General features: G+C 57.7%; 1 protein-coding gene. It reads left to right on the plus strand.

What is annotated here, in order from left to right; all coding sequences use genetic code 11:
• Positions 1-928, plus strand: a 928-nt coding sequence (locus FNJ47_RS46250; protein ID WP_163163461.1) for an IS701 family transposase, incomplete at both ends; no start/stop codon positions are given.

Raw genomic sequence — 928 nt, forward strand, 5'->3', positions numbered from 1 at the left:
ATTGATGACACCTCATTGCCGAAGAAGGGCGAACGCTCGGTTGGTGTTGCAGCTCAATACGCGTCGGCTCTCGGCAAGACGGCAAATTGCCAAACGCTTGTGTCTTTGACGCTTGCGCGCGGCGAAGTGCCAGTGATGGTCGCGTTGCGTCTCTTTCTGCCTGACAGTTGGACAAGCGACGTGTCTCGTTTGAAGCGTGCTCGCGTGCCAGTCGAACACCGAACGCCACGATCCAAGCCGGAAATTGCTTTGGCCGAGATTGACCGCACGATGGCAGCCAACGTGCGCTTTGGATGTGTGCTGGCGGATGCAGGATACGGACTTAGCGCACCATTTCGACAAGGGCTAACAGAGCGCGGACTGGCTTGGGCCGTCGGCATCCCTCGGCACCTGAAGGTGTATCCGGTCGATGTGAAGCTCATTTGGCCGATCACCAAAGTCCGCGGGAAACCACGAAAGCACCACGTGCCCGATATCTTATCGATTGCGGCAGAACAAATGCTGGCCAGTGCCAAATGGAAAACCGTGAGTTGGCGCAGCGGGACCAAAGGTCGGTTGAAAGCCCGATTTGCTGCTGTCCGTGTCCGCACCGCCGACGGACCTCCGCAGCGGATATGGGATAAGGGTCAGCAGCATCTCCCCGGCGACGAAGCCTGGCTCATTGGCGAGCAACGTGCCTCAGGGGAGAAGAAATACTATCTCGCCAACCTGCCTGCGTCGACGGATCTGCGCACATTGGCCGCCACTATCAAGGCGCGATGGATCTGCGAACAGGCGCATCAGCAGTTGAAGGAGGAGCTTGGACTTGATCACTTCGAAGGGCGATCATGGCAAGGTCTTCATCGTCACACCCTGATGACTATGATTGCTTACGCCTTCCTGCAACACCGTCGCCTCGCACACGCGGCGCGGAAAAAAAAGAATCAAC

Origin of the sequence: Bradyrhizobium uaiense, from assembly GCF_010811875.1 — a bacterium.
In the GTDB taxonomy this organism is placed as follows: Bacteria; Pseudomonadota; Alphaproteobacteria; order Rhizobiales; family Xanthobacteraceae; genus Bradyrhizobium; species Bradyrhizobium uaiense.